General features: G+C 70.9%; 14 protein-coding genes. 9 read left to right on the top strand and 5 right to left on the bottom strand.

Annotation, left to right across the window (positions count from 1 at the left end; translation table 11 throughout):
• Positions 1 to 204 precede the first annotated feature (204 nt).
• The 8 genes from ABZ815_RS12315 (at position 205) to ABZ815_RS12280 (ending at position 8155) form a co-directional block, all read left to right on the top strand.
• Entirely contained in the window at positions 205 to 1215 is a 1011-nt protein-coding gene (locus ABZ815_RS12315) for a hypothetical protein (protein WP_357696912.1), read from the top strand.
• Complete coding sequence (locus ABZ815_RS12310) at positions 1212 to 2321, top strand: FAD-dependent oxidoreductase (protein WP_357696910.1); 1110 nt, start codon at positions 1212 to 1214, stop codon at positions 2319 to 2321. Before ABZ815_RS12315 ends, ABZ815_RS12310 begins: the two co-directional genes overlap by 4 nt.
• A gap of 22 nt (positions 2322 to 2343) precedes the next feature.
• Positions 2344 to 3480, top strand: coding sequence for a hypothetical protein (locus ABZ815_RS12305; protein ID WP_357696908.1), 1137 nt, complete (start codon positions 2344 to 2346; stop codon positions 3478 to 3480).
• A 32-nt stretch (positions 3481 to 3512) separates the two neighbouring features.
• Positions 3513 to 4724, top strand: a complete 1212-nt coding sequence (locus ABZ815_RS12300) for a cytochrome P450 (RefSeq protein WP_357696906.1) — start codon at positions 3513 to 3515, stop codon at positions 4722 to 4724.
• Between the two features lie 190 nt (positions 4725 to 4914).
• Positions 4915 to 6204: a cation:proton antiporter gene (locus ABZ815_RS12295; RefSeq protein WP_357696904.1), complete on the top strand. Its 1290-nt coding sequence runs from the start codon at positions 4915 to 4917 to the stop codon at positions 6202 to 6204.
• 39 nt (positions 6205 to 6243) lie between these two features.
• On the top strand, positions 6244 to 6792 hold the full coding sequence (locus ABZ815_RS12290) for a GNAT family protein (RefSeq protein ID WP_357696902.1): 549 nt from the start codon (positions 6244 to 6246) through the stop codon (positions 6790 to 6792).
• 86 nt (positions 6793 to 6878) lie between these two features.
• Positions 6879 to 7334: a transcriptional regulator gene (locus ABZ815_RS12285; protein WP_357696900.1), complete on the top strand. Its 456-nt coding sequence runs from the start codon at positions 6879 to 6881 to the stop codon at positions 7332 to 7334.
• An 8-nt stretch (positions 7335 to 7342) separates the two neighbouring features.
• Positions 7343 to 8155, top strand: a complete 813-nt coding sequence (locus ABZ815_RS12280) for a class I SAM-dependent methyltransferase (RefSeq protein ID WP_357696898.1) — start codon at positions 7343 to 7345, stop codon at positions 8153 to 8155.
• Here the strand turns inward: ABZ815_RS12280 and ABZ815_RS12275 are convergent.
• From ABZ815_RS12275 to ABZ815_RS12265, 3 genes are all read right to left on the bottom strand, one after another.
• Positions 8143 to 8709: an RDD family protein gene (locus ABZ815_RS12275; protein ID WP_357696896.1), complete on the bottom strand. Its 567-nt coding sequence runs from the start codon at positions 8707 to 8709 to the stop codon at positions 8143 to 8145. The two genes, ABZ815_RS12280 and ABZ815_RS12275, sit on opposite strands and share 13 nt — an antisense overlap.
• 95 nt (positions 8710 to 8804) lie before the next feature.
• Positions 8805 to 9845, bottom strand: coding sequence for a hypothetical protein (locus tag ABZ815_RS12270; RefSeq protein ID WP_357696894.1), 1041 nt, complete (start codon positions 9843 to 9845; stop codon positions 8805 to 8807).
• Between the two features lie 143 nt (positions 9846 to 9988).
• Positions 9989 to 10774 carry an SAM-dependent methyltransferase gene (locus ABZ815_RS12265; RefSeq protein WP_357696892.1) on the bottom strand — a complete coding sequence of 262 codons (786 nt, stop codon included), beginning with the start codon at positions 10772 to 10774 and terminating at the stop codon, positions 9989 to 9991.
• Between the two features lie 47 nt (positions 10775 to 10821).
• Here ABZ815_RS12265 and ABZ815_RS12260 point away from each other — a divergent pair, with 47 nt between their 5' ends.
• Positions 10822 to 12129 (top strand): MFS transporter, encoded by a 1308-nt coding sequence (locus tag ABZ815_RS12260; protein ID WP_357696890.1) that lies wholly within the window; start codon positions 10822 to 10824, stop codon positions 12127 to 12129.
• Between the two features lie 141 nt (positions 12130 to 12270).
• On the opposite strand, the gene ABZ815_RS12255 is transcribed toward ABZ815_RS12260, so the two are convergent.
• The gene (locus ABZ815_RS12255; RefSeq protein WP_357696888.1) at positions 12271 to 13671 is read right to left on the bottom strand and encodes a hypothetical protein; all 1401 of its coding nucleotides are present in this window, start codon (positions 13669 to 13671) and stop codon (positions 12271 to 12273) included.
• 29 nt (positions 13672 to 13700) lie between these two features.
• A complete protein-coding gene (locus ABZ815_RS12250) occupies positions 13701 to 24488 on the bottom strand; it encodes an RHS repeat-associated core domain-containing protein (protein ID WP_357697232.1) in 10788 nt (3595 codons plus the stop codon).
• Between the last annotated feature and the right edge of the window lie 175 nt (positions 24489 to 24663).

Genomic DNA, 24663 nt, shown 5'->3' with positions numbered 1-24663 from the left:
CGTTCACGTTAAAGAACCTGTACAAACCAGACAAAACGCCCTAATGTTGGCATCGCCCCAGTCGGAAACGACTGGGGCGCCAAACTTCTCCCGCCGGCGCGCGCGACGACCGCCCCCGGCCCCTTCCCCCGGACATCTCTCCCCTCCGGGCGTCGTACGACCCCCTCAATTACACGTCGTAACGGCTGTGTTACTGTCCGCGTTATGAACAAATCGGCCACTGAGCGGCAGATCGAAATCCTCTGGCCCACCATCGGCGTATCGGTCACAGCAGACCTCGACGGACGCAACCGCGACCTAGCCGACGCGTTGTGGCAGACCCTGCCCTATCGCAGCCTGCAAGGCCACGCCCTCGTGGCGGGCCACCACCTCTACCACCTGGCCCCGATGCCCGAGTTGCTGCACGTCCCGGGCGTCCACAAGATCGACCGGCGGATCGCGCCGGACGGCTCGGTGTTCTGCTCCCGCCTCCAGCACCTCGGCATCAAGTACGGCCCGCTGAGCGAGCCGATGCCCGCCACGCCCATCGGCACCGTCCGCGAGGAGGACCTCGACGCGCTCGCCGAGGCCGGGCAGGCGGTGTGGCAGTCGGTGTACTCCGGCGGCGAGCCCGTGATCGTCGAGGTCCGCAGGGCCGGCGACGGCGGCGGCCACCAGCTGCGCCGCCCGACGGCTCGGCACGCCGAGGCCGACCAGCTCCTCGCCGAGCTGCACGACGAGATCGAGCGCATCTGGCTCGACCCGCCCCAGGAGCTGGTCGACCTGCACGAGGGCCGGATCGCCTCGGGCGCGGGCAGCTTCGGCACCACCCTGACCACGATGCTGTTCGTCAACGGCGAGACCCGCCCGCTCGGCTACTGCTGCTACTCCGGCCTGGTCAGGGCCGCCCAGCAGCAGCAGCTCCCGCTGGAGTTCCTGCAGCAGATGGCGCGCATCATGGCCGCCACCCCGGCCGAGTTCCTCGGCTACTGCGGGCTCAACAAGCTGCACCAGTTCACCGAGCGCGCGCTGGAGATCACCGACCAGCTCCAGGACCGCGAGGACTTCGTCGCGCTCATGAGCCACATGGCCCTGTACGTCAACTGCCTGGGCGCCTGGAACCTCCAGCTCTTCCCGTGGCAGGTGGACGAGCACCTGCGCGCGGACGGTTCGGTGGCCCCGGTCACCGGCCCGATGCTGACTCCGTTCAAGGGCGGGACGGTGGCCCCGGCATGAGCCAGGCCGACCAGGCCGAGGTGGTGGTCATCGGCGGCGGGGTGATCGGGCTGTCGATCGCGGCCCACCTGGCCGAGGCCGGGATCGAGACCGTCGTGCTGGAGCGCGACGACCTGGCCTCCGGCGCCTCGCGGGCCACCGCGGACGTGCTGCGCGCCTACTTCTCCGGCGACCCGGTCAGCTCGGCGATGGCGGTGCGCAGCCTGTCGGCCTATCACTCGTTCCCGAGCTGGCCCGGCACCGAGCTGCCGATGCGGCAGGTGGGCTACCTCGTGCTGTTCACCGAACGGGAGCAGGTGAACAGGTTCGAGGCCGAGCTGCCGGCGCAGCGGGCCGCGGGCGTGGACGTGTCGCTGATCGGCGCGGAGGAGGCCCGGCGGCTCAACCCGCTGGTCGAGGAGCCGTCGCTGCTGGCGGCCGCGTGGTCGCCGCAGGCGTTCGTGAGCGACACGGCCGCCATCGTGCAGGCGTACGCGGAGGGGGCGGCGCGGGCGGGGGCCTCGCTGCGCACCGGCTGCGCCGTCACCGCCGTCGACCCGGCCACCGGGCGCGTCGAGACCGCGGACGGCACGTTCACCGCGCAGGCGATCGTGTGCGCGGCAGGGGCCTGGTCGGGCTGGATCGCGTCGGCGGCGGGCGTTGACCTGCCGCTGACCGGTCCGGCGGTGCAGGAGCTGCTCACCACCGGCCCGCTGCCCGAGGTGCCCGACATGCCGGTCACCCTGCACGCCGCCAGCGGGCTGCTGATCCGCCGGCGCGGCGACCGGATCCTGATCGGCATGGGCAACCCCGGCACCGACCGGGACGCCTGGTTCGTCAGGGCCAGGGAACAGCTCGCCACCACCTACCCCGGCCTGGACCTGTCCGGGCTGGAGACGGCGGTGCGCGGCCCGCGGGACGCCAGCCCCGACCGGTCGGCCTTCATCGGCCGGCTGCCCGGATCGCCGGCGTTCCTGTACGCGACCGGGTTCTCCGGCCACGGGCTGTGCAACGCCCCGGCGGCCGGGGAGCTGGTCCGCGACCTGTATCTGGGCAACGACCCGGCGGACGCGTTCGGCTTCGACCCGGCCGCGCTGTCGGCCGGCGCGCGGCGGCTCTCACGCTGAACCGCGCTGGGGGGAGACAACGATGACCACGAATCCGTACGCCACTTCGCCCTTCGGCTACGCGGCCGAACCGACGGCCGCGCCGTACTCGATCGTCGAGCTCATGCCCGGCGCCCGCAACCTGGTGCACTACCTGCGGGTGGCGCCGGGCGAGCGGGTGCTGGTGCTGGCCGAGCACACCGTCGATCCGGTCGTCGTCCAGGCCATCGCGGCCGCGGCCGCCTACCGGGACGCCGACGTGCACATCCTGTCGGTGGCGCCGTTCAGCCCCGGCGGATGGGACAGCGGGGCCGGGCACCACGTCGAGCGGGCCGCCGTCGGGGCGTCGGACGTGGTCATCGCCTGCACCTGGTGGGGCGAGGTGCACACCGCGCCGCTGTTCTTCGACGAGATCGCGGCCCTGCCGGTCAGGTTCGCGTCCCTGCACATGAGCGCCACGGCGGGCGCGCTGCTCACCGGCGCCCGCCTGCCCAACGAGGTCTTCTACGCCCTGGCGCACCGCACGCTGGAGAAGCTGGGCGCGGCCGCGAGGATCCGGGTCACCTCGACGGCCGGCACCGACCTCACGCTGTCCGGGCTGACCCTCATGCCGGACGCCGAGCCGCCAGGCCCCGGCCAGTGGCGGCCCTTCCCGTACGGGGGCGTCAACTTCTGGCCCGCCGACACCGAGGGCGTGCTCGTCGTCGAGGACTCCACGGTCACCGGCGTGCCCGAGGAGCCGCTGAGCGTCATCCTGGCCGGCAACGTGGTGCAGAAGATCGAGGGCGGGACGTCCGCCGACCGGCTGCGCCGCTTCTCGCCCGGCGGCTACTACCTGCGGCACGCGCTGATCGGGCTGAACCCGAAGGTGCGGGTGGCCGGCGGCACCCAGTTCGAGCGGGAGAAGCACGCCGGCGCGTTCTACTGCGGGCTCGACGCGCTCACCGACGGCGTGGCCGTCACCACCGCGCCCGGCCACGCCCACTGCGACTGCCAGGTCGACCGGCCCACCCTGTACGCCGACGACGAGCCGCTCGTCCTCGACGGCCGGCTCCTGCTGCTCGACGACCCGGAGATCCGCCGGGTGGCCGAGCGCTTCGGGCCGCCGGACGTGATCCTCGACGACAACCCGGTCATGGTCCTGCCCCGCCGCTTCAGCGGGGCGGCGTCGAGCCGATGACCGCCGAACCGTACAAGACAGACAGGATGACCATGGATCCCGAGTTCGTTCTCGACCCGGCCACCCTTGACCTGCACGCGAGCGACGAGCGGCTGCGCCGGGCCGGGCCGCTCGTCCCCGTACTGGTCGAGGGGGTGCGGGCCTGGGCCGCCGTCAGCCACTCGACGCTGGAGGCGGTGCTGTCGCACCCGGCGATGACGCGTGACATCCGCTACTGGGACCCCGAGGCCCGCGCCGCGGCGCCGGAGGGCACGTCGCTGATGCGGCTGGTCACCGACGCGTCCATGCTCAACGCCGACGGCGAGGAGCACCGGCGGCTGCGCGGCCCGCTGGTCAAGCTGTTCAGCGCGCGCCAGGTGCAGCGGATGGAGCCGTGGATCACCTCCATCGTCGGCGACCTGCTGGAGGACCTGGCGGCCCGGCCGCCGGGCGAGCCGGTCGACCTGCGGGCCGAGTACGCCTACCCGCTGCCGTTGCGCGTCATCGTCGAGATGCTGGGCGTCCCCGAGGGCCTCCGGGAGCGCCTGCGCGAGCTGACCGACCAGGTGGTGCAGCTCGACCGGTGCCCGCCGGACGGCCCGCAGGGACGCAGGGCGCTGTTCGATCTGGTCGCCGAGATCATCGAGCTGCGGCGCGGCACGCCCGGCGAGGACCTGACGACCGAGCTGATCGCGCTGCACGGGCAGGGACGGCTGGACGACGCCGAATTGCAGGACACCGTGCAGGTGCTGCTGATCGCCGGCCACGTGACGACCATCAACCTCATCGCGCACGCCGTCCGCGCCCTGCTGGGCCGGCCCGAGCAGCTTGAGCTGCTGCGCTCGGGGGCCGTGCCGTGGAGCGCGGCCGTGGAGGAGGCGCTGCGCTGGGAGTCGCCCAACGCCTACTTCCCGATGCGCTACGCCATGGAGGACCTGGAGATCGAGGGCGTCCGGGTGCGGGCGGGCGAGGCGGTGCTCGCCTGTTTCTCCGCCGCCGGGCGCGACCCCGAGCGGTTCGGTGAGAACGCCGCCGACTTCGACGTGACCAGGCCGTCCGTGCCGCATCTCGCGTTCGGGCACGGGCCGCACTTCTGCCTGGGCGCGCCGCTGGCCCGGTTGCAGGCCGAGGTCGCGCTGCCGGCCCTGTTCGCGACGTTTCCCGGCATGCGGGCCGCCGGGCCGCTGGACGACCTGCCGCGGCTCACCTCGCTGCTGGACAACGGCGTGCGCGCCCTGCCGGTGCTGCTCGGGCCGCGCGCCTGAGCCGCGTCCCGTCCGGTTTATCCGAGATTGCGCATCTTCGAGGGGCGCCTTCTCAGAGAGTGCCACATCCGGACGGGTCCGTTGCGGCGGCTGCGCCGGGTGTTTTTAGCTGAATGTCCAGGCTCGGGAACCGGATCGACCCCAGGGGATATTCATGCAGACGCCCATTGCCCCTATAGGCGCGCACAGCATGCTCGTGTTTCTGCTCCAGATCGCAGTGATGCTCGCGCTCGCCCTGGGACTCGGGTCGCTGGCGGCCCGGTTCCGGCTGCCCGCCGTGGTGGGCGAGCTGTTCGCCGGCGTGCTGCTCGGGCCGTCGATCCTGGCGCACGTCGCGCCGGACCTCCAGCGCTGGCTCTTCCCCGCCGACCCCGGCCAGTTCCACCTCCTGGACGCCGTCGGTCAGATCGGCGTGCTGCTGCTGGTCGGGCTGACCGGCATCCACATGGACCTGAACCTGGTGCGCCGGCGGGCGGCCACCGCGGCCGGGATCAGCGCGGGCGGCCTGATCATCCCGCTCGGGCTCGGCATCGCCACCGGGTTCCTGCTGCCCAGGGCCATCGTCCCCGACGGCACCGACATGACGGTGTTCGCGCTGTTCATGGGCGTGGCGATGTGCGTGAGCGCGATCCCCGTGCTGGCCAAGACGCTGATCGACATGCGGCTGCTGCACCGCAACATCGGCCAGCTCACCCTCACCGCCGGGATGATCGACGACGCGTTCGGCTGGTTCATGCTCTCGATCGTCAGCGCCATGGCCGTCAACGCGGTCACCACGGGCACCGTGCTCACCTCGCTGGCCTACCTCGCGGCCATCGTCGTGCTGGCCCTGACCGTCGGGCGTCCGCTGGTGCGCGGCGCGATGCGGCTGGCGGCCAGGTCGCCGGAGGCGGGCCCGACGGTCGGGACGGCGGTCGTGCTCGTCGTCCTGGCCTCGGCCGGGACGCACGCGCTCGGCCTGGAGTCGGTCTTCGGCGCGTTCGTGATGGGCATGCTGATCGGCAGCGCGGGCCGGGTGGACCCGGCCCGGCTGGCGCCGCTGCGCACGGTGACGCTGTACGGCTTCGCCCCCGTCTTCTTCGCCACCGCCGGGCTGCGGATGGACCTGACCGCGCTGACCCGCCTGCCGGTGCTGCTGGCCGGGCTCGCGGTGCTGGCCGTCGCGATCGTCGGCAAGTTCGTCGGCGCGTACGCCGGCGCCCGGCTGAGCCGGCTCAACCGCTGGGAGGCCCTGGCCCTGGGCGCCGGGCTCAACGCGCGCGGCGTGATCGAGGTCGTGGTCGCCATGGTCGGCCTGCGGCTGGGCATCCTGAGCGTGGAGGCGTACACGCTGGTGGTGCTGGTCGCGATCGTCACCTCGCTGATGACCCCGCCCATCCTGCGCGCGGCGATGTCCCGGGTGGAGCAGACCGCCGACGAGGAGATCCGCGAGACGGCCCACCGGGCCTGGACCACCACGGGCAGCAGCACCTCCGCCTGACCGGCCGGGATCTCCCCCACAGCCCCTAGTGTTTACCGCATGTCCGAAATGCCATCGCGGGTCGAACTGCGCCCGCTCACCCTCTCCGACCAGGACGAATTCTGCTCGCTCGTCCGGGCCAGCGCCGCGCTGCATCTGCCATGGATGCAGCTGCCCTCGACCGCGGAGGGGTTCCGTGCCTGGATGCACCGCTTCGACGACGGCCTCAACCTGGGCTTCCTGATCCGCGTCCGGGAGACCGGAGCCGTCGCGGGAACGGTGAACATCAACTCGATCATCCGGGGCCGCTACCAGGGCGCGTCCGTCGGCTACGCGGCCTTCGCGCCGTCCGCGGGGCGGGGGTACATGACGGAAGGGCTCACCCTCACCCTTCGGCACGCCTTCACCGACCTGCGGCTCCACCGCCTGGAGGCCAACATCCAGCCGGGGAACGAGGCGTCCCTGGCGCTGGCCCGGCGGCTGGGCTTCCGCTACGAAGGGCTGTCGGCCGCCTACCTCTACATCGACGGCGCCTGGCGCGACCACGAACGCTGGTCCATCACCGCCCCCGCCCCCTGGACGCCCGACCCGTCCCTGCCGGAGGCATGAGCCTCCTTACGTGATCCCCGGCGTTGACATTGCTAGTTGTTTCAGTCAGAGTTGAAACAACTAGCAACGCGGACCGGAGGGGCCCCATGAGCGCCGAGGAACAGCAGGACCGGCTGCTCCCATGGGTGGAGCGGGTGACCGCCTTCTGCGTCGAGGAGTGGGGGCTGCCTCCCATCACCGGGCGCATCCTCGGCTGGCTCATGATCTGCGACCCCGCCGAGCAGTCCGCCGGCCAGATCGCCGAGGCGATCCGGGCCAGCCGCGCCTCGCTCACCTCGAACATGCGCTTCCTCACCGCCATCGGCCTGGTCGCGAAGGTCCGCAGGCCCGCCGACCGCACCTCCTACTACCGCATCGAGGACGACGCCTGGCAGAAGGTCGTCCAGCGCAAGCTCGACAGCCTGAGCGCCTTCGGCGAGATCGCCGGCGAAGGGATCGGCCTCGTCGGCGGCGAGGGTCACCGCGCCGAGCGCATCAGGGCCGCCCACGACTCCCTGACGTGGCTGCAGGACCTCGCAGCCCGCCATCCGCCACGCCGTTAGGAAATCCCGTGCACCTCCTGCGCCCCGAACTCGGGCTGATCCAGGAAACGCTGCTGCTCACCCTCCACGCCAGAGCCCTGGACGCCGGGTCGCCCGGCGCGATCCTGGGCGACCGGCTCTCGGCCGAGCTGGCCGGCCGCATCGACTACGACTTCGGCAGGCTGAAGGTCAAGCCCGACCTGGTCGCCACGACCGCGCTGCGCGCGAAGAAGCTCGACGACGCCGTCCGCGCCTTCGTCGCCGCCCGTCCCGGTTGCGTGGTGATCGACCTGGGCTGCGGCCTGGACACCAGGATGTGGCGGTGCGATCCCCCGCCGGGCGTCGACTGGTACGACGTCGACTTCCCCGAGGTGGTGGCCCTGCGAGCCGAGTGCCTGCCGGGCGGTTCGCACCTGGTGGCAGCCGATCTCACCTCGTCCGGCCGGCTCGCGGACGTCCCCGGCGACCGGCCGGCGATGATCGTCGCCGAGGGGCTGCTGCCGTTCATGCCCGGCGACTCCTTCGCGGCGATGGCCCGCGACCTGACCCGTCATTTCCCCTCGGGCGAGCTCGCGATCAACGGCTACACCCGCTTCGCCGCCCGGGCCATGAAGTACCACCCGAGCATCAAGGCGCTCGGCGTCAAGGCGGCCCAGGGCTTCGACGACCCCCGCGAGCCGGAGTCCTGGGGAGCCGGTCTCGAACTGGCCGAGGAGCAGCTCCTCGTCCGCGCGCCGGAGGTCGCCGGGTTCCCGCAGCCGCTTCGCGCGCTCACCCGGCTCACCGCCCTCAGCACGGCCCTGTCGCGGCAGGGCGCGCGCGTCCTGCGCTACCGGTTCTGACCGGCTGCCTCCCCCGGCCGCGTCCGGACGACCCGGGTGGCCGTCACGAGGTCGTGCAGGGCGGCCCGGTCGCGGCGGGCCAGCACCAGCACGATCGTGGCCCCGGCCAGCGCGTACGCCGCGACCAGCAGAGGCATGGCGACGGCCGACTCCTGGTCACGGGCCAGCCGGGACACCGCCATGTGGGCGCACTGCCACGGCAGCAGCTTGACCAGGCCGCGCGCCACGATCCGCGCCGCACCGGGCCGCCCGCCACCGGCCAGGACCACGATGAGCCCCGCCCGCCGCTTGCCCCACGTCGCCTGCCGCCGCCCCGCCTCCCCCAGGGTCAGGTACGTCAGCACAGGCAGCACGGACAGGGCGGTGATCAGCACATCGGTGCCCACCACGCCGAGCCCGTCGAACACCGCCGCCCCCGCCAGGCGCAGCGGGACGAACACCACGGCCAGCAGGACCAGCCAGGCGACGATCACCAGATAGTCCCAGCCCGCCGCCACCAGCCTCGGCCGTAACCCCACCCGGCCACCCCGCGTCCGCTCCCGCTCGTTCAGCACGCGTCGCCTCCACTCACCATGACCTTCACAGAACGGAGCCCGATCCTCGCACGGCCGCCCCGACAGGGGGTACGCCCCCTGCCGGGACGTCCGGATCAGCCGGACATGGTGGTGATGGCACCGGTCCAGCGGTTGGCCGCGTCCCGGTAGACCTGGAACAGGGCGCTGTCGAAGTACGGGGAGACGCCGGTGTCGTACCGTTCGTCACCGTCGGTGTCGGCGACGCCGATCGTGAGGCCGGTCAGGTAGCCGGCGCGGGTCTCCTCGTCGTACCCGCTCACCCACGCCGACCCCAGCGAGCCGTCGCCCGTGAACGGCGAGTCCACCCCGATGGGCCGGTCCATGCGCGGCGGCCTGGTGGTCCGCACGGCGAACGTCGGCCCGGTCGAACGTTCGAGGGTCCCGCCCGTGTACGGGCCGGTGCCGTCGGGATGGACCCCGGCGGGGTAGCCGAAGACGTCGGCGACGGGCGGGAGCGGCTGGTTGACCGCCAGCCCCATGCCGCCGACCCGGTCGCCCAGGCGTCCGACGTGGGTCAGCACGTCCGGGGCGGACAGGACGACGCCGCTGTGGACGGTGGCGAAGGCGTAGTCCCGGTCGAAGTCGCGGATGTCGTCGAAGTCGTAGTGGGAGATGCCCTGCTTGCCGACGTACAGGCCGAACGGGGTCGCGCCGTCGGAGTACGCCGGGACGAAGACCCACTTGCCGAGCGCGCCCATCGGTGCCTCGACGTCGAACACGCAGTGGCCCGCGGTGGCGACGAGATTGCGGTAGTTCGACTGCACCGAAGTGCCGGTGCACCAGTGGGGCTGGTTGTCGCCGCCGATGAAGAACACCTTGCCGGACGTCACGGCTCCGTCCCCTGGCGGGTCCTCCGGCCCGATCGGGGAGATGCTGACCGGCGGCCCGTCGGGAACGACCCCGGTGGACAGGCGTTCACCGGGGGCCACGGTCAGAACGGTGTACGGCGTGGCGTTCCGCAGGTTGGCGGCCCCGTCGGCGAGCCAGAACCGGGCCACCTCCCTGGCCTGCTCCACGACCGGGGCCAGCGGGACCGTCGCGACGGTGGCCGCCCGCGCGGGGCCCGCCACGACAACGGAACCCAGCAGGCTCAACCCGGCGACTGACGCGATCATCGCACGCCTCAAGGACATCTCTCCCGTCCGGTGGAGCCGGCCGCTCCGCACGGCCGGCGATCACCGAGATCGTAAGCACGACCGACGGCGGAAGCCCACGGTTTTTAGATCACATGTTCGAAACGGGTTCGAAAGCGCGCGGATCAGGACTGCTTGCGGCCCACCGCGCACAGGTGGTAGTCGCCGTGGATCGGGGACGGGTCCGTGTCCGGGTCGGGACGCCACTCGCGGGTGTTGACGATGCCCGGCTCCAGGAGGTCGAAGCCGTCCAGGAGGGAGGCGAACACCGACCGCCTGCGGGCCGTGAACGGCGAGGTCGCGTTCCGGTAGACGGCGCTGACGTCGTCGGCCTTGCTCGGCATGGTGTCCGGGGCGACGTGCGTCAGCACGATGTGGCTGCCCGCCGGCAGCAGGTCGCGGTAACGGTGGACGATGCCGACCGGGTCCTCGTCGTCGGTGACGAAGTGCAGCAGCGAGACCACGAGCAGCGCGATCGGCCGGGAGAAGTCCAGCACCTCGGCCGCCCGCTCCATGACGGCCTCCGGCCGCCGCAGGTCGCCCTCCTGGACGGTGACGTCCGGCGAACGGCCGAGCAGGGCACGGGAGTGGGTCAGCACGACCGAGTCGTTGTCCACGTAGACGATCTTCGCGCCCTCGACCACCTCGTGCACGTGGCCGGCGGTCGGCAGCCCCGACCCGATGTCGAGGAACTGGTCGACGCCCTCCTGCCGCAGGTGGCGCACGGCGCGCTGCAGGAAGGCCCGGCTGTTGCGCGCGTCGCCCCTGATCTCGGGGATGATCGACAGCACCTTCTCCGCGGCGTCCCGGTCGGACGCGAAGTTGTCCTTCCCGCCGAGGTAGTAGTCGTACATCCGCGCCACGTTGGGCACCGCGGCGCTGACGCCCGGCGGGACTCGGTCACTCATCATGCCCCAAACCTAGACGATCTAGGGCTGACGTTGGGATGATCTCTGCCATGTTAGGTCTCGACGCCTCGACGGGCATCAGCAGGACCAACCTCTGGGCATGCATGGGGCTCGGGCTCCTCGGCACGGCGGTCATCACGTTCCTGCCGGCCGCCCAGCCGTACCTGCTCACCGACGCGCTGGGGCTGTCCGGCGACGAGCTCGGCCGCACCACCGGCTACCTGCAGATCGCCGCCGAGGCGGCGCTCATCCTGAGCCTGGTCTGGTACGGCGCGCTCGCCGACCGCATCGGCCGGCGGCCCGTCGCCGTGGCGGGGCTGCTGCTGTGCGCGGTCGGCGCGGCGCTCTACCCGTTCGCGGGCAACGTCGTCGTCCTGGTCGCGCTGCGGGTCGTCTTCGCCCTCGGGATCGCCGCCCTGAACGTCACCATGTCCGCGATCACCGCCGACTACGTGCGCGACCACGCGCGCGGCAAGGCCTACGGCTGGCTCGGCCTGTTCAGCGGCATCGGCGCGGTGATCGCGGTGCTGGTGCTGGTACGCCTGCCGAACATGCTGGAGAACGGCGGCATGGAAGCGGCCACGGCGGCACGGGTGGGCTTCCTGGTGGTCGCCGGCCTGGTGCTGCTGGGCGCGCTGGCCCTGCGCGGCACGCTCGCGGCCGGCCCGGCCGCGCCCGTCGAGCAGCGCGTCGGGCTGGCGCGGCTGGTCGGCGAGGGCGTGCGGCTGGCCCGCGATCCCGGCGTGGCGCTGTCGTACGCGGCGTCCTTCGTGGCCAGGGCCGACCTGGCGCTGGTGGCGAGCTTCCTGTCGTTGTGGATCGTGGACTACGCCAAGGCCGTGCGCGGCATGTCCGCCACCGAGGCCCTGGCCAAGAGCGGCGCGATCGTGGGCATCGCGTACATGGTGATCGTGGTGGGCGCGCCGCTGTTCGGCTGGCTCGGCGACCGGATGCGCCGGCAGGACGTGGTGATCCTGGCCCAGACGCTGGCCGCGGCCGCGTACCTGTCGACGCTGCTGGTCAGCGACCCGCTCGGGCCGGGCATGATGCTGGTGGCGGCCGCCATCGGCCTGGGCGAGATCGGCGTCATCACCACGGCGGGCCCGCTGCTGGCCCAGCAGGTGCCGGCCCGCTACCGGGGGTCCAGCTTCGGCGTCCAGACGCTCTGCGGCGCGATCGGCATCTTCGTCATCTCCGGCGTCGGCGGCTGGCTCTACGACCTGTGGCGTCCCGCGGCGCCCTTCGCGCTGTCGGGCGCGTGCGGCCTGCTGGTCGCCCTGTTCGGCCTGGCCGTCCGCCGCCGCGTCACCGCCCACCCGGAGGTCGCTCCGGACCTCACCCCGGACCGTACGGCCTGACCGCTGACCCGGGCGAACCTTCGGAAGGGCATCCATCCCGCTGAGCCCGCCGTGGTGGAGCGCGTTACACGGACGCGCTCCATGCGGCGGTGCGCGAGCGCGGCGTTCGTCGGCGCATGGGGTCGTCAGCGCATGGGGTCGTCAGCGCATGGAGCAGACGGACAGGACGCCGGAGGCGTCGCCGCCGTAGCGTGTCCAGTCCGTGTCTCCCGCGAACCTCGTCCACTCCTCCCTGGTGAGAGGGTCCCCGCCACCGGCCTGCGAGCACATCGCTCCCAGGGGATCCGCCATGACGCGGTCCAGGTCGTGAAGGTCCCAGAGGAAGATCCCGCGGTAGGGGTCGGCCATGAGGGCGACCCGGCTGTCCGCGCTGAGCGCGACGGCGTCGACGTCCTCCGTGTTCCCCTTCAGCGCGGCGAGCCGGACGGGCCGGGCCGGGCGGGAGAGGTCCCACAGGAACCCGTCGCCGAGGCTGGTGCCGAGGAGGGCTCTCCGCCCGTCGGGCGCCAGGGCGATCTGGGTGACGTCCGGAACATCCATGCCACCGGTCTCTCCAGGATCGGCGGGATTGTGCAGATCCCACGCTCTCACCCGTTCGGCGCCGGCGACCAGAGCGATCCGGCCGTCCCCGCTCATCCCCAGCGCCTCCGTGAGGCTGCCGGGAAAGGCAGGGTCGGCTGACCTGACGGGATGCTTGGGGTCCGCCAGATTCCAGACGACCGTCGAACCCCGTTCCCCGACGGTGACGGCCGTGCGGCCGTCACCGCTCAACGCCAGGTCCTGGACGCCGTCATGGGCGGCCTCGATGACCGAGGACCGGACCGGGCGGGATCGATCGGCCAGATTCCACACGAGCAGGTCGCCGTCATCGTCGGCGACCAGCGCGGTGCGACCGTCACCGGACAGCGCGATCTTACGTGCCGCCCCGCCCTTCGCCCTGCCCTCGAGGGTGGTCCCGCGGACGGGACGGGCCGGGTCGGTGAGATCCCAGACGATCGCGGAGCCGTCATCACCGCCGATCAGCGCCGTCCGCCCGTCGGCCGACAACGCCACCGCGGTCACCTCCTCAAGCCCTTTCAGCACGGCGAGCCGATCCGCCTTCTCGGTGATGTCCGGATCCAGCCAGGTGCGAAGGTCGAGCACGCTCACGCCGTCCGTGCCCTTTGTGAGAGCGATCCGCCCGTCGGCGCTCAGGGCCATGGCCTGAACGCCGGTGGGGGTGGGCTCCGCCAGATGTGCGCGCCGCCACATGAGCAGGGTGTCCGTCAGCCCGGCACGGGTCTGCTCGTCGGCATGGAGTGCGACGGCGGCCGCCCCGAGTTTCCGTGCCTTGACCGGATCCGTGTCGCGCAGTTCAGCGGCATGGAGCGCGAGCAGGCGGGCCACGGCCAGACGTTCCTGGCTCGACGCCTTGTCATGCTCGCGCTTCCAGGCGAATCCGCCGGCCCCCACGCCGAGAACCAGGCAGAGAGCAAGCACCATGGCGAGACGACGGCCGGAGCGGGGTGAACTGCGCCTGGCCTCGGCCGGATCATCCGTCATCTGCTCTCCGTCAACCTCGTCGTTCCGGCTCACAGCGGCGCATATTTGGTGTCTATGATGTGCGCGTACTCAGGCTTGCACACGGTCGCGTATTTGCTGAACTTACAGTTGCTCGTCTTGGTGATGACGGCGATGCCGGAGCCCTCGCCGTGCGACCTGCTCCCGCTGCTGGCAGCGGCGATCGCATTGTCCTGCATATCTTTGAGCACTCCGTTGATGATGTCGATCACCGCCTTCACCACCCCGCAGCCAGCGGCGACGAGCGGCTGTTCGACGCCCATGACGGCCGCGCAGATGTCGAGCCCGGAGCTGATGATGACCATCGGCAGCTCTCCGCCCTTCTCCAGGGTCCCCTTGTCGTCGTCGCTCAGGTAGGTGACGCACACGCCGCCGCCCTTGCCGTTCTCGCAGATGGCGTAGGAAACGTCCTGCCAGCTTTCTCCTTGCGTGCAGTTGCTGCCTCTGAGCCCCTTGAGATCCTTGCAGTCCTCAAGGAACGAGTTATAGGTCTTGCCACAGATCCCCTTTTCGGAGAGGACCTTCTGGTTCACGCTGTCCCGGCAGTGGAACAGCACGTTCACTCCGAAAGCGCATTCGTTCGCCGACATCCCGCGGCCACGCTTGTAACAAGACAAAAACTTGTCGTCAACATCGTCACACTTGACGTTGGTGTGTTTCTTGCAGCGGAAGACGACCTCCGACATGGTGCTGCATCCTGGATCGTCGCCTCTCTTGTCGGCACGGCACGAGTAATAGTCGAAACGCACGTTCTCGCAACCGCCGACCCCCTGGCCGTATCCGGGACGCGAACCGTTCTCGGCTCCGAACATGCAGCGGCGAACCTCACGTCCCGCCCCGGAGCAGACGTCGTCACTCTTGCGCGACTCGTAGTCGCTGCCCTTCCGGCAGGTGACATATTCGTCGGCGAAGGACCCGCAGATCTTGGCGCTTCCCTTGTAGTTTCCGGCACGGCGCTCGTTGCGGCAGTCGACGTAGTCGTCCTTCATTCCCTGGCAGATGTTCTTACCGGTCTTGCCCTTGTTCTCCTTGGTGCAGCTCGTGTATTCCTTCGCCGCGTCCTTGCAGATGGGATCCTTGCTCTTCTTGCCGCCCTGGGGGCAGCTCAGCGCCTTCATCGTGGCGCCGCCCGCCGACGTGGCGATGCTCAGGCCTCCGGACTTGTTCCACAACATGTTCTTGACCATGCCGGCGAGCTTGCCCATGACCTTGCTCAGAGCCTTGTGGCCGTCAGGGTCGATGTTGGTGAGGGGGTTGTCGTTGGCGTAGGCGTAACGGTTGAGCTGGACGCTGGGGTCCGCGTTCTGACTCAGCGTGTCACCCGAGACGAAGCTGCCCGTACTGGGTTGGTACCAGCGGGCGGCCATGTTGATCTTGCCGGAGTCCGGGTCGGTGTAGGCGCCTTGGTAGCCGAGGGCGTGGGCGTTGCCGGTTCGGGTGATGACCTCACCGAAGGGGTCGTAGGCGACCGAATCGATGAGGGAGGTGCCGTCCGCCTTGAACGCCCCGACGAGGTCGCCGCGCAGGTCGGAGAAGGCGAGCTGGGCGCCCGCGCCGTCGCTGATGCCCAGCGTGCGGCCCAGCGCGTCCCGGCCGAAGGCCGCTCGCACGACATTGGCGGCATCCGTCACGCACACGAGGTTGTCGGACAGGCCGTCGTAGACGTGGCGAGTGGTCTGCTGCCCCTGAGTGCGGGTTTCGACCCGATCCAGGCCGTCGTAGTGGTACGTGACGCCGTCGTCCTGCACAAGCCGGTCGAAGGCGTCGAACTTGGTCAAGCGCACGATTCCGGCTGAGTCCTCGGCCAGGGTGCCGCGCGCCGTGTAGGTGTAGGAGTGGCCGTCTCCCGACGTCAGGCGGTTTCGCTCGTCGTAGGTGTAGGTCTTGTCGCCGGCCTTGGTCCGGTTGCCGGCCGCGTCCCAGCCGTAGTCGGTCTTCTTGCCGTCCGGGGCGGTCCACGAGGTGAGCCGGTTGGCCCAGTCGTAGGTGTAGGTGTTGGTCCCGGCTCCCGCCGTACCGCTGGTGGTCTTGGCGACGAGGTTGTCGTCCAGGTCGTAGCCGTACTCGATCGAGGCGATGGCGCCACCCGACGAAGTCGTGAGCTCGTCCTTGGTCAGCCGGTTCAGACCGTCGTAGGCGTAGGAGCGGCGGGCCCCCGAGGCGCCGTAGGCCATCGACGTCAGGCGCGAGGCCTTGTCGTAGACGTAATCGATGGAGGAGGCGCTGACGGGGTCCACCGTCTGGGTCAGCCGATCGGCGTCGTCCCAGGTGAAGCTGGTGGTTCCGGTGACGTCGACGCGCTGGGCGAGCCTGTTGTCGGCGTCGTAGGCAAAGGCGTTCAGGTCGCCGCCCGTTCCCGCCGCCTTGAGCAGCAGGCCGCGATCGTTGAGCGTGAAGCTCAGACCGTTCGCCGCCACCATCCTGCCGGCCTGATCGTAGCCGAACGTCTTGTCCTCGGTGGCGACCTCGGCGCCGGTGCCGGACTGCTTGGTCAGCCTGTTGAGCTCGTCGAACACGCGGTCTACGCGCACTCCGCCGGGAACGAGGCTGGTCACGGGGTTGCCGGCCGCGTCGTAGGCGGTGGTCCAGGTGCGGTCGGACACGTCAGGATGGGCCGCGGTGCTGGGCTCGATGACCGATTCCGCCAGGCCAAGGCTGTTGTAGGTGGTGAAGGTGGCGTTGCCTCGGCCGTCGGTGGAGCGCGTCGGACGACCAACGGCGTCGTAGCCGAAGCTCGTGGTGATCTTTTCGGTGGCCGAGATCGGCTCCTGACGCTCGATCAGCCGGTTCGCGCCGTCGAACACCTGGGTGGCGGTATGGCCTTCGGCAGAGGTCTGGCTGATCGGATTGCCGGCCAGGTCGTAGTCGGCTCTCCTGGTCCGCAGCACGCTGCCGTCGGCGTCCACCTCTTGGATCTGGGTCTTCCTGCCCGCCAGGTCGTAACTGGCGGTGCTTGAGCGGCCCAGCGGGTCGGTGGTCCTGGTGGTGCGCCCGGCCAGGTCGTACGCGAACGTGGTGGTGTTGCCCAGCGCGTCGGTTTCGCTGACGAGGGCGCCGGTCGCGTCATAGGCACGAGTGCTCGCGTCGCCCGTCGGCCGTGTCGTCCTGGTCACACGGTCGGCGTCGTCGTACTCCATCCTCGTGACGTATGCCGCCTGCGACGGCTTGCGCTCGATCGTGGTCAAGGTGATCTGCCGGCCCAGGTCATCGTAGGTCGACTCGGACCGGGCTCCGGTGGGATCGACCGTCCAGAGTGCCTCCCCCAGCAGGTCGAAGCCGTAGGTCCACACGCCGGCCGGGGCCGTACCCGCCTTGGGCGCGGTGACCTGCACCTTGCGGCCGAGCCCGTCGTACACCGCCGTGGTCGTCTGGCCGCGGCGATCCGTCGAGGTGATCAACTGACCCGCGGCGTCGTACGCGGCACTCTCCTTGGGGGTGAGCGGCTGGCCCCCTGGCGGGGTGTAAGCGGGGAACACCTGCTCGACGACGCGTCCGGCCCGGTCGAACGCCGAGGTTGTGGCGCGGCCTTCCGCGTCGACCTGGTGCGTCTTGTCGCCGAAGGTGTTGTAACCCATCTTGGCCGACGGCCTCATGGTGGCCGTGGGGGCGCCGGCGCGTTCGATCGTGATGGACGGCAGCTGAACCTGTGCGACCTGACCCGCCTCATCGTAGGAGAGGGTGGTCGTGAAGGCTGCGGGGTCGGCGCCGGGCGCGTTGCCGCGCGGATCGGTCGTCGAGGTGACCAGGCCGCGGTCGTCCACGGTGAAGCTGGTCACGAGATCTTGACCGCCGTTGTGCACGACCTGCCGGATCGGCCGGTTCGCCTCGTTGTAGGCGTACTCGCTGACCTCCGTGCGGCCGCTGCCTGCGGCGGTCATGCTGATCTTGGTCACGTTGTCGTTGGCGTCGTAGGTCACGGCGGTGACCCGGTTCAGCCGCGCCGGATCGACCGTCTGGGAGACGAGCCGTCCGGCCGCGTCGAAGGTCGCGTCGACCTGTAGCGTTCCCCCGTCGCTGGTCTGGCTCGTCAGGTTGCCGGCGGCGTCGTAGGTTCTGGACTCCAGCACGACGTCACGGGGGGCTGTGGAGCCGTTCAGCCTGACATTCTTGGCGATCTTCTCCGCGGGCATGTTGTCGTCGTAGTAGGTGTAGGCGGTGGTGCGGCCCAACGCGTCGGTCTGCGACGCCATCCGCCCGGCCGGGTCGTAGGCGTTGGAGGTCATGACCAGGTCTGCCGCCTGTTGAGGGGTGACCGGGCTACCGGTCCAGCCCTTGAGGGTGGTCGTGGCCCATTCTCCGCGCAGCGTGTATCCGTAGGCAAAGGTCGTGCCGCGCTCGTCGGTGAAGCTGATCTTCTGGCCCTTGTGGTCGTAGGCGAAGCGCTGGACCCCGCCCTCCGGGCCGGTCGCGGTCTCCACGCGGCCGTAGACGTCGTAGGTGTAGGCAGTGGCGCGAGTGCGGTCGCCGCCGGTGACGTCCGCCAGCGACTCGGTCAAAGGCAGGCCGTCCGCGTCGTACGTTCCGGTCCACAGCGAGGTGTGCGTCACTCCGGTGACGACGTTCTTCACCCCGGTGCCGGTACGGGAGGTGACCCGGCCCAGCGCATCGTAGACGACGTTCGTCTTGACCCCGTCGGGGAACGCCTGCGAGATCTCGCTCACCGTGACCGCGCGGCCCAGCGCGTCGTGCTCGTACTTCTTGGCCAGTCCTCCGGGGCTGGTCTGGACCGCCAGGTCGCCCGCCGCGGTGTAGGTGTACGTGGTCTCGTTGCCCTTGTGGTCCTTGGCCGACTTCAGCAGGCCCGCCGGGGTGAGCCCGCCTCCTTCGGCGGGCTCGGTCCCGTCGCTGTAGGTCTTCACCGTCGTACGCCCCTGCGGGAAGTCCGAGGTGGCCGGGATCGTCTGCTTGATCTGCTCGCCGAAGGAGTTGAAGACCCACGAGGTCTGGTACGTCTCGTCCGCCGGCGCGGACGACCGCGCGTCCCGACGGGCGTTCTCAAGGTCGTTGCGCGGGTCGAAGGGGTTGTCGATGTTCAGGTAGTAGCCGTGGTACTCAGTGGCACAGTTGGTCGCGGTCCGGCACGTCTTCTTCGACAGCAGGTTCCCGCGGCTGTCGAACGCCGTCTCCACGACGTTCCCGTTGGGGTCGAAGATCTTCGCCGGATAGCCGCCGACGTCGTAGGTGAACCGGCTGGTCTGGCCGAGCTGGTCGGCCTTGGAGATCGGCCGGTTGCCGCGCAGGGCGTCGTCCACGAGGGTCAGCGTCTTGTCGTGCGGGTCCGTCACCGTGGTGGTGGCGAAGACGAGGACGTTGGTCTCCCTGCTGTAGACCGGGGCCGACAGCTTCCAGGTTCCGCCGTTGGCGTCGGTGTGCTGCGTCAGCCGCCCGCCGTCGGCCGCGTAGACGTTCTCCGCCTCCGTACGGCCCGCCGCGGTGACCGACTTGACGAGCTGCGGCTGCGGCGAGCGCGCCGCGTAGTGGGTCTTGACGACCTGGGCCCCCAGCGGCTTGCCGTAGACGGCGACCTCGTCGATGTCACCGGCGAACGGGAAGACCGCGGTGGTTCCCGTGGTGGCGGGCCAGGCGGAGGAGCCGTAGCCGGAGCCGATGCGGGTCTCGTACTGGTTGTAGTGCTCGATCTCACCGGCGAGGGTGCCGACGGCCTGGCCGTCCAGGAAGAGGGTCTGTGTGTCTTCCGCGCCGGACAGGACCACGTGGTGCCAGTTGCCGTCCTTGACCGAGACGGCGGAGGTGATCGGCGTGGCGGCCTTCGTGTAGAACTGGCCGCGGAGCTTGCCGTCCGTGCCGACGTACAGCACGGGTGTGAAGGCGCTGGGGGTGTCGGTGGAGTTCTGGTAGCCGAGGATCGTCCCGGACCCCGTGGTCCTGAACCACGCCTCGACGGCCAGGTTGCCGCCTTGGCCGTTGACGGCGGACTGGGGCAGGGCCACGTACGACGAGGTCGCGGTGCCCTTGAAGCGCATGGCGGTGTCGGGCGAGCCGGTGAGGGCGCCTGGCACGGCCGCGACCACGTCGGGCGTCGTGCCGGTGAGCTTGGCCTCCTCGCCCGGCTCCGGCTGCCAGGGCGTCGCGCTGTCGATCTTCGTGCCGTTGGCGGTTCCGGTCTCGTTCAGCCGCCAGTAGCCCTCGGGGCCGGTGTCGAGCACGGCGCTGCGGTAGCGGGAGGCGTCACCGTAGCTGTAGACGGAGCACGCCGTCGTCGTGCTCGGCGGGCAGACCTTGACGAGCTTGTCGCCGTCGTAGGCGTAGGTCCAGGTGAGCGGCGCGCCGCCGACCGGATCGGTGGAGACGGCGGTGACATGGGCGCCGGTCCAGGTGAAGGTGAGCGACCTGCCGCCGGTGGCGGTGGCCTTGGCGAGCTTGCCGTCGGCTCCGTAGGTCAGCTCCTGGGTGTGGTTCCGGTTGTCGGTGACCTTGGTGAGCCGACCGGCCGCGTCGAACCAGTAGGAGGTGGCCGACTTGTCCATCAGCCGCCAGCCGCCTCCGGTCACGTCGGCGAGGGTCGCGAACACCCCGGGCGGCGACGCGTAGGTGGCCTCCGCGGGAGTGCGCGGGGTTTCGCCCTTCCGGACGGCGAAGCGGTGCTGCTCCCCGCCGGGATAGGTGATCAGCACGGTCGAGGTCTTCGGCTCGGGCTCGACCCGCATGTCCCAGCGGGTGGACCAGCCGACGCCGAAGGCGGAATCGGGCCGGAGGTCCAGACTGTTGTACGTGCGCGCCACCGACAGTGGCGGCCCCACCACGGTCACCGATGCGTCGATCGCCGCAGTGGTGTAGTTGCCGGTCGAGTGGTCGAAGGCGAGCCCGTCGCTCCCCTCCCCCAGGGACGCGTTGATGCTCCCCTGCTCAGGAACAGGGACGAAGGCCCGCCAGGAGGACGTCACGGTGGTACCGCCGCCCATCGCCTTGGCCTGCCACCAATATGTCTGTCCCCACTTCAATTTGTCGCCTGGCACCGTCCAGGCACCCGACTTGCCCCAGTCCGGCGATGTCTCGCACCAGGACCAGGTCGGTTGCTTGCCCGCGCAGACCTGGAACCAGTACGTCACCTCCGTCGCCGGGTCGGCCGGACGCGCATGAGCCGACAGGGTGGGAGTGAGCGTGCCGACACGGGTGTTGTTGGCCGGCGAGAAGGTCTCGAACGGCAGCGCGTTGATCTTCGCGGCCTGCCATTCCGACCACGGCCCGCCGACTCCGGACGTGGTGACCGCGCGCACCCGCCAGCGGACCAGCCAGCCGTCCCGCAGCTTGTCCGACGGCACGCTCAACCAGGCCTCCCTGCCGGAGGCGGCCGGAGTGGTACCGGTTGCCGCATAGATGGAGCCCTTGCCCTGCTCAGGCACGGCGGGGTCGTGCTCGATCTCGACGCCCAGGTTCATCGCGCGGTTCTCGGCGTCGGTGACCTTGGCGTACACGGACGGGGTCAGGGACTGCGTGGTCCAGGAGGCGGTGCCGCGGGTGGCGGGGTCCAGGCCGGGCGCCTCGGCAGACGGCTTGGTCAGGTCGACCCGAGCCGTCTGCCACTCGATCCAGGGGCCGGCGACGCCCGTGGTGGTCTCGCCGCGCACCCGCCAGCGCACCCGCCATCCGTCGCGCAGCTTGCCGGCGGGCACCTGGAGCCACGCGGTACGGCCGGACGCCGAGGACGCGCTTCCCCTGCCACTGTAGATCAGCCCGGAGCCCTGCGCCGGAGCCGAGGGATCATGCTCGATCTCCACGCCCAGGAAGGACGCGCGGCTCTCGGGGTCGGTGACGGTCGCGTACACCGACGGAGTCAGTGAGGGCAGTGTCCACTGACCGGCGCCGGACGTGCCCGGCGTCATGCCCGGGGCGGCGGCCGACGGCTTCTTCAGGTCCACGCCCGCGTACTGCCAGGCCGACCAGGCGCCGGCCGTCCCGGACGTGGGGACGCCGCGCACCCGCCAGCGCACCCGCCATCCGTCGCGCAGCTTGCCGGCGGGCACCTGGAGCCAGACGTTGGAGCCGGACGGGTAGGACGTCGTGTCCTTGCCGGCGTAGATCAGCCCGGTGCCCTGCGCGGGGACGGCCGGATCGTGCTCGATCTCCGTCCCCAAGGAGGAGGCGGCGCCGTTCGAGGTGGTGACCTTCATGTAGAGCCAGGGGGTGAGCGAGGACAGCGTCCAGGTGCCCGTGCCCTGGGTGGCGGGCATCGCGCCGAGGCCCGCCCCGGCTGGCCTGCCCACCTCGATCATGCCGAACTGCCATTCGGACCAGGGGCCTGTGATCGGCGTGGTGCCCGGGATCACCGCCCGCACCCGCATCCGGACGAACCAGCCGTCCTGCAGTTTCCCGGCCGGCACGGTGACCGCCGAGTACGCGGACGAGGACGACGTCACCGGCCCGGTGCCGGACCAGATCAGCCCGCTGCCCTGGGCGGAGACCGACGGGTCGTGCTCGACCTCGACCGCCAGCGCGCCGTACCGGTCCGACGGATCCGTGATCCGGCCCTCGAAGGTGGGTGTGGCCAACGAGAAGGACCACAGGGTGCTCTCGGACGCGGGGGAGCCCCACCAGCTCTCGACGATCGGCTTGGTGGTGTCGACCCTGCCCAACCGCCATTCGGACCAGGGGCCGGTGATCGGCGTGGTGCCCGGGATCACCGCCCGCACCCGCATGCGGACGAGCCAGCCGTCACGTAGCTTCCCGGCCGGGACGGTCGCCGTCGAGTACGCGGACGTGGCCGACGTCACCGATCCGGTCGCCGCCCAGATCTGTCCGCTGCCCTGGGCGGGAACCGACGGGTCGTGCTCGACCTCGACCGCGAGCGCGCCGTACCGGCCCGACGGATCCGTGACCCGGCCCTCGAACTGCGGCGTCAGGGAGGAGAAGGTCCAGGTCGACGCCTCGCCCTCCATGAGCGGCCCGGCCCACCACGACTCCACCACCGGCTTGGTGGTGTCGACCCGCCCGGTCCGCCAAGCCGACCATGGTCCTGTGACGGGAGAGCTGCCCGAGGTCACCGAGCGCACCCGCATCCGGACGTGCCAGCCGTCCTGCAGCTTCCCCGCCGGCACGGTGACCGCCGAGTACGGGGACGAGGACGACGTCACCGTGCCCGTGCCGGACCAGATCTGTCCGCTGCCCTGGGCGGGAACCGACGGGTCGTGCTCGACCTCCACCACCAGCGAGCCGTTGCGGCTCTCGGCGTCCGTGATGCGGCCCTCGAACCGCGGCGTCAGGGAGGAGAAGGCCCAGGTCGACGCCTCGCCCTCCATGAGCGGCCCGGCCCACCACGACTCCACCAGCGGCTTGTGGGTGTCCACCTTTCCGGCCTGCCATCCCGACCACGGCCCTGTCACCGGCGTGGCACCGGGGATCACTGCCCGCACCCGCATCCGGACGTGCCAGCCGTCCTTCAGCTTCCCCGCCGGAACGGTGACCGACGAGTACGCGGACGTGGCCGACGTCACCGTGCCCGTGCCGGACCAGATCAACCCGCTGCCCTGCCCGGCGGCGGACGGATCGTGCTCGACCTCCACCACCAGCGAGCCGTAGCGGCTCTCGGCGTCCGTGATCCGGCCCTCGAACTGCGGCGTGAGGTTGGAGAACGTCCAGTCGGACGACTCACCCTCCATGAGCGGCCCGGCCCACCACGACTCCACCAGCGGCTTGTGGGTGTCCACCTTTCCGGCCTGCCAGGCCGACCACGCTCCCGTGACGGGTGTGGCGCCCGGAATGACGGCCCGCACCCGTATCCGGACGCGCCAACCGTCCCGCATCTTCCCGGCCGGCATCGAGACCGCCGAGTACGACGACGTGGCCGACGTCACCGGTCCCGTGCCCGACCAGATCAGCCCGCTGCCCTGGGCGGGAACCGACGGGTCGTGCTCGACCTCCACCACCAGCGAGCCGTAGCGACCCGCAGGATCCGCGATCCGGCCCTCGAAGGTGGGGGTCACACTGGAGAACGTCCAGTCGGACGACTCACCCTCCATGAGCGGCCCGGCCCACCACGACTCCACGAACGGCTTGTGGGTCTCCACCTTTCCGGCCTGCCAGCCCGACCACGGACCGGCCACGGGCGAGCCTCCCGTGGTGACCGCGCGGACCCGCATCCGGACGAGCCAGCCGTCCTGCACCTTCCCGGCAGGCATGGCGACCGACGAGAACGAGGTCGAGGCCGACGTGGGCGTCCCCGTGGCCGACCAGATCAGCCCGCTGCCCTGGGCGGGAACCGACGGGTCGTGCTCGACCTCCACCACCAGCGAGCCGTACCGGCCCGCAGGATCGTTGATCTGCCCCTCGAAGGTGGGGGTCACGGTCGGGAAGGTCCAGGTCGACGACTCGCTCTCCATGACGGGATATGCCCACCAGGAATCCACGACCGGCTCGGCCGCCGCCCGTGCGGCCGCCGTCCTGCCCGCACCCCGCGTGATGGTCGCGGCCCTGCCGAAGGCCGGGCCCTGCGGCCCCGCCGATCCCCCTGCCGCGTCCTCGCCCTTCCCTGCCGGATTCCCTGGAGGTGGCGGAGGCGTCTTCAGCCCCGCGACGTCCGGCTGCTTCATCATGTGCGGGACGTCTACCGGCAGCGCCCCCGGGACACGCCCGTCATCGCCCGCACCCTCGCGACCGGCCTTGGCTCTTGCCCTCGTCGCAGCAGTGTCGACCAGGTGCGGCAGATCCTTGGCCGTACCGGTCTGCTGCACGGGCGCGTGGGTCGAGGCCCCGTCCGAAGGCGACGCGGGAAGAGGCAGGCGCACCGGCGACACCTCCGCGAGCGCGGGCATCGTCGAATATCCCAGGAAGGCCGGCAACATGACCACGAGCAGAATGAGAGCGAGGCGGGCGAGCCGCCGTTCTCGCGGCAGGGACGCGATTCCCCGAAGGCCGCGCTCCGTTCGATTTCGAGCAGCATGCATCCCCACGGCGACCACTCCAAGCTGAGGGAAGGGCACGCTCGTGGCAGGCCCTGGAGGCAAATAAGGCGAAAGT

The sequence above is a fragment of the Nonomuraea sp. NPDC047529 genome (assembly GCF_040642995.1).
Taxonomy (GTDB): Bacteria; Actinomycetota; Actinomycetes; order Streptosporangiales; family Streptosporangiaceae; genus Nonomuraea.
This window is presented reverse-complemented; position numbering and strand designations above follow the sequence as displayed.